Raw genomic sequence first — 5,258 nt, forward strand, 5'->3', positions numbered from 1 at the left:
TCTCAAGGAACGGTCGCTTCCTTTGTACTCACCCTCTCGGGCTTTCCTCCGGGCGCTTCCCTTCGGTCTTGCGTTTCCGACTCTATCAGATCTTTCCGATCCGATTTCCTCGGTGCTTTCCAGGTTTCCGCTCTCGCGGTTTCCTTTCCGGCGGTTCCGACTTTATCAGAAGTTTCTGAGCCGGATTTCCCTTCCCGGTCGGAAGCAGCCGCTGAGCCTGAGCTGAGTTGGGTGCCCCGTCGGGAGGAGTTGTAAACGTACTGGAGCGGGGCGCCTCGATGCAAATCGAGGCGCCCCGCTCCCAGTTGGCCCGGGTTCAGGCCCGACGGGCCGTCAGACCTCCACCACGACGGGCAGGATCATCGGCCGGCGCCGGTAGTTGTCCGAGACCCACTTGCCCAGCGTGCGACGCACGAGCTGCTGGAGCTGGTGCGGCTCGACCACGCCGTCCTGGGCGGAGCGCTCGAGGACCTCCGTGATCCGGGGGATCACGTCGCCGAAGGCGGAGTCCTCGATGCCCGAGCCGCGGGCGTGGACATGCGGACCGCCGGTGATCTTCCCGGTCGACGAGTCGATGACCACGAAGACCGAGATGATGCCCTCGTCGCCGAGGATCTTGCGGTCCTTCAGAGCCGGCTCGCCCACGTCGCCCACGGAGAGTCCGTCGACGTAGACGTATCCGGCCTGGACCTTGCCGGAGATCTTGGCCTTGCCCTCGACGAGGTCGACGGCGACGCCGTCCTCGGCGATGACGATGCGGTCGTGCGGGACGCCGGTCATGGCGCCCAGCTCGGCGTTGGCCCGCAGGTGGCGCCACTCGCCGTGCACCGGCATCAGGTTCTTCGGCCGGCAGATGTTGTAGAAGTACAGCAGCTCGCCCGCGGAGGCGTGGCCGGAGACGTGCACCTTGGCGTTGCCCTTGTGGACGACGTTGGCTCCCCAGCGGGTCAGGCCGTTGATGACGCGGTAGACCGCGTTCTCGTTGCCGGGGATCAGGGACGAGGCCAGGATGACGGTGTCGCCGTTGACGATGCGGATCTGGTGGTCGCGGTTCGCCATGCGGGACAGGGCCGCCATCGGTTCGCCCTGAGAACCGGTGCAGACCAGGACGACCTCGTTGTCGGGCAGGTCGTCGAGCGTCTTGACGTCCACCACGAGGCCCGGCGGGACCTTGAGGTAGCCGAGGTCTCTCGCGATGCCCATGTTGCGGACCATGGAGCGGCCGACGAAGGCGACCCGGCGGCCGTACTCGTGCGCCGCGTCCAGGATCTGCTGGATGCGGTGGACGTGGCTGGCGAAGCTCGCGACGATGATGCGCTTGCGGGCACCGGCGAAGACCTGGCGCAGGACGTTCGAGATGTCCCGCTCGGGCGGGACGAAGCCCGGGACCTCGGCGTTGGTCGAGTCGGCGAGGAGCAGGTCGATGCCCTCCTCGCTGAGCCGGGCGAACGCGTGCAGGTCCGTGAGGCGGCCGTCCAGCGGCAGCTGGTCCATCTTGAAGTCGCCGGTGTGGACGACCATGCCCGCGGGGGTGCGGATGGCGACGGCCAGCGCGTCGGGGATGGAGTGGTTGACGGCGACGAACTCGCAGTCGAACGGGCCGATGCGCTCGCGGTGCCCCTCCGCCACCTCCAGGGTGTACGGACGGATGCGGTGCTCCTGGAGCTTGGCCTCGATCAGGGCCAGGGTCAGCTTGGAGCCGATCAGCGGGATGTCCGGCTTCTCGCGCAGGAGGAAGGGGACGCCGCCGATGTGGTCCTCGTGGCCGTGGGTGAGGACGATGCCCTCGATGTCGTCCAGGCGGTCCCTGATGGACGAGAAGTCCGGCAGGATCAGGTCGATTCCGGGCTGCTCCTCCTCGGGGAAGAGCACTCCGCAGTCGACGATCAGCAGGCGGCCGCCGTACTCGAAGACCGTCATGTTGCGGCCGATCTCGCCGAGGCCGCCGAGCGGGGTGACACGCAGGCCGCCTTCGGCAAGCGGCGGGGGCGTGCGGAGTTCGGGGTGCGGATGACTCAAAAGACTCTCCTCACCACGCGCGCCACGTACCGGTGTGGCACGTGGCGCGCGTGACGTTCGTGCATGAGCAGTTGTCGTATGGGGTGTGCGGGCACCGGTGGCCCGCGTATTCAGTTGTGAAGCAGGTGCGCGGAGGCCGCGCGAAGTCTGGTGTCAGAGCTGTACCCCGCCGGCGGCGAGATCGAGCTTGAGCTGCTCGATCTCCTCCGGCGCGCACTCGACCATGGGGGCGCGCAGCGGCCCGGCGGGGAGCCCCCGCAGGGCGAGCGCCGCCTTGGTGGTCATCACTCCCTGGGTGCGGAACATGCCGGTGTAGACGGGGAGCAGCTTCTGGTGGATCTCGGTGGCCTTCTGCACGTCGCCCGAGGTGTACGCCTCGACCAGGGCGCGCAGCTCGGGCGTGACCACGTGGCCGACGACCGAGACGAAGCCGACGGCGCCGACGGAGAGCAGGGGGAGGTTGAGCATGTCGTCGCCGGAGTACCAGGCGAGGCCGGAGCGGGCGATGGCCCAGCTCGCGCGGCCGAGGTCGCCCTTGGCGTCCTTGTTGGCGACGATGCGCGGGTGCTCGGCGAGCCGGACGAGGGTCTCCGTGTTGATGGGGACACCGCTGCGGCCGGGGATGTCGTAGAGCATGACCGGCAGGGCGGTCGCGTCGGCGACGGCCGTGAAGTGCCGGTAGAGGCCCTCCTGCGGGGGCTTGTTGTAGTACGGCGTCACGACGAGCAGGCCGTGGGCGCCGGTGCGCTCCGCCGTGCGGGCGAGCTCGATGCTGTGGTGGGTGTCGTTGGTGCCCACTCCGGCCACGACGTGGGCGCGGTCGCCCACGGCTTCCAGGACCGCTCGTACGAGGTCCGCTTTCTCCGCGTCGCTGGTGGTCGGGGACTCGCCGGTGGTGCCGTTGATGATCAGGCCGTCGTTGCCTGCGTCCACCAGGTGGGTGGCGAGTCGCTGAGCGCCGTCGAGGTCGAGTGCGCCGTCCGCCGTGAAGGGCGTGACCATGGCGGTGAGGACCCGCCCGAAGGGGGTCTGCGGAGTCGAGGTCGGAGCCATGGGTTACACGCTACTCGTTGCTCAGGACCGGGTCTGCCCGCGGGTCGGCCGACAAGTTCGGACAAAGGGGAGCCCGGCACTGCTTGCTCGGGGGTTCAAGCAGTGCCGGACCCGTTCGATCAGGCTAGGCGAACTTCGCGAAATGCCGCAATCGGGACACTTCGCACGGCTGAACCGTACATCTGTCCCTGCTCGGCGAACCGGGGCGCGTTACGGCGCCACGCGTCCGTTGGCGTTGAAGGCGGCGTACGTGAGCGGCATGAGCCGGGCCCACTCGGCCTCCATCTTCTCGCCGACCATCTCGATCTCGCGCTGTGGGAAGGAGGGGACCTTCGCCAGCTCGTGCTGGGTGCGCAGGCCGAGGAAGTGCATCAGGGAGCGGGCGTTGCAGGTGGCGTACATCGAGGAGTAGAGGCCGACGGGCAGGACCGCGCGGGCGACCTCGCGGGCGACGCCGGCGGCGAGCATCTCCTGGTACGCCTCGTACGCCTGCCGGTAGGAGTCCTCCATCACCCGGCCGACCAGCTCCTGCTGCGCCTGGGTGCCCTCGACGAAGACGTACTTGCCGGGACGGCCCTCCTGGACGAGCTTGCGGGACGCGTCCGGGACGTAGAAGACGGGCTGGAGCTCGCGGTAGCGGCCGCTCTCCTCGTTGTAGGACCAGCCCACGCGGTGCCGCATGAACTCGCGGAAGACGAAGATCGGGGCGCTGATCAGGAAAGTCATCGAGTTGTGCTCGAAGGGACTGCCGTGCCGGTCCCGCATCAGGTAGTTGATCAGGCCCTTGGAGCGCTCCGGGTCCTTGCTCAGCTCGTCCAGGGACTGCTCGCCCTGGGTGGAGACGCGGGCGGCGAACAGGACGTCCGCGTCGGACGCGGTGTGCTTGACCAGCTCGACGGTGACGTCGCTGCGGTAGCTGGGCTTGAGGTCGTCGGCGGGGGTGTCGGTCACGATCGGCAGGGCCTTCCCATCTCGTCATTCGGCGTCGCCACTCTACGGCTCGCCGGAAGGGGCGCGATCGGGGGCGTGCCGCAATGAAGTCGGTGAAACAGGGCACCTGCGGGGGAGCTCGTTCGTCTCTCTTGACGACAGCTGTCCATCGCACCCCCGAAGAGGAGACGCACCCCCCATGTTCGGTCGGCGTGAACCCGTACCGTTTGCCTTCGTCGCCGAGGCCGACAGGTTCCGCAGCAATGTCACTCCCCCACCGCCCGAGCGGCCGTCGGCGGGTGAGCTGGCCGGGCGCTGGCTGCTCGGCCTGACGATCGTCGCGGGGCTCGTGGGGTCCCTGGTCATCGGGACCCCCGCACTGTCGCCCGGCCACCCGGCCGACCGGCCCCAGCAGTCGCAGGCCTCCGAGCGGCGCTGAACCGCCCCGCGGGGCCGCGCACCCCCATCCGGCCCCCCGCCAGTGGTGACCGGGGACACAGATCGGTAGCCTCACCGGGCACAGCCCACGCATGGATCGAGTGAGGACCCGCCGTGCCCCTGCCCTTCCTGACGGCCGACCGCGTTTTCGAGGCGACGGACGACGTTCCGCTCCCCTACGAGGACCGTGACCACTGGCGGAGGCCGTACCGGCCCGGACCCTGGCGGGTGGGCACGGCGGCGCTGGCGCTGCTGCTCGCCTCGTTCGTGCTGTTCGCGGCGGTCGTCATCGCGGCGACGGCCGAACTCACCGCGGCGCTCGTGGTGTTCGGCCTCGCCCTGCTCGTCATCGCCACGGCCGTGCGGCTGTTGCGCATGGGTGTGTGGGTGAGCGCCCGGGGGCTGCGGCACGTCGCGTTCTTCACGACGCGGACGACGCCCTGGGCGCAGGTCTCCTCGGTCCGTACGGTGCAGCAGCCGGTGCGGTGGCTGGGGCTGCCGCGTACGGTGCAGGGCCAGGCCCTGCTGCTCGCGCGGCAGGGTTCCGGTGCGGACGCCGTGCCGCCGTTGATGAGCACCCACGACGCGGACTTCCTGGGCCGCGCGGAGGCCTTCGACCGGGCGGCGGACACCGTGGAGGCCTGGGCCGACGAGTACCGGCCGCACTGACCCCCCTTGTCATGCCGGCGGGGGGGGGCCCCCCCGGGGGGGGGGCCCCCCCCCGGGGGGGGGGGGGGGGGGGGGGGGGGGGGGGGGGGGGGGGGGGCGCCGCCCGCGCGGTGGCCGCCGGGAGGGCGCCCCCCGGCCGGCCCCCCCAG

Annotated in this window: 5 protein-coding genes; 2 read left to right on the plus strand and 3 right to left on the minus strand. The window is 70.2% G+C overall.

Annotated elements, in window-relative coordinates:
* Window positions 1-333: 333 nt before the first annotated feature.
* From ACH4C6_RS00005 to thyX, 3 genes are all read right to left on the minus strand, one after another.
* On the minus strand, window positions 334-2,019 hold the full coding sequence (locus ACH4C6_RS00005) for a ribonuclease J (protein ID WP_398106243.1): 1,686 nt from the start codon (window positions 2,017-2,019) through the stop codon (window positions 334-336).
* A 153-nt stretch (window positions 2,020-2,172) separates the two neighbouring features.
* The gene (gene dapA / locus ACH4C6_RS00010; RefSeq protein ID WP_398106244.1) at window positions 2,173-3,072 is read right to left on the minus strand and encodes a 4-hydroxy-tetrahydrodipicolinate synthase; all 900 of its coding nucleotides are present in this window, start codon (window positions 3,070-3,072) and stop codon (window positions 2,173-2,175) included.
* Between the two features lie 210 nt (window positions 3,073-3,282).
* Window positions 3,283-4,023, minus strand: coding sequence for an FAD-dependent thymidylate synthase (gene thyX / locus ACH4C6_RS00015; RefSeq protein ID WP_398106245.1), 741 nt, complete (start codon window positions 4,021-4,023; stop codon window positions 3,283-3,285).
* A gap of 178 nt (window positions 4,024-4,201) precedes the next feature.
* Between thyX and ACH4C6_RS00020 the strand changes: the two genes are divergently transcribed.
* Together ACH4C6_RS00020 and ACH4C6_RS00025 are read left to right on the plus strand one after the other, a co-directional pair.
* Window positions 4,202-4,441, plus strand: coding sequence for a hypothetical protein (locus ACH4C6_RS00020; RefSeq protein WP_369193406.1), 240 nt, complete (start codon window positions 4,202-4,204; stop codon window positions 4,439-4,441).
* 113 nt (window positions 4,442-4,554) lie between these two features.
* Window positions 4,555-5,109 (plus strand): hypothetical protein, encoded by a 555-nt coding sequence (locus ACH4C6_RS00025; protein ID WP_398106246.1) that lies wholly within the window; start codon window positions 4,555-4,557, stop codon window positions 5,107-5,109.
* Window positions 5,110-5,258: the final 149 nt, after the last annotated feature.

This window comes from Streptomyces sp. NPDC017943 (assembly GCF_044328425.1).
Classification (GTDB): domain Bacteria; phylum Actinomycetota; class Actinomycetes; order Streptomycetales; family Streptomycetaceae; genus Streptomyces; species Streptomyces djakartensis_A.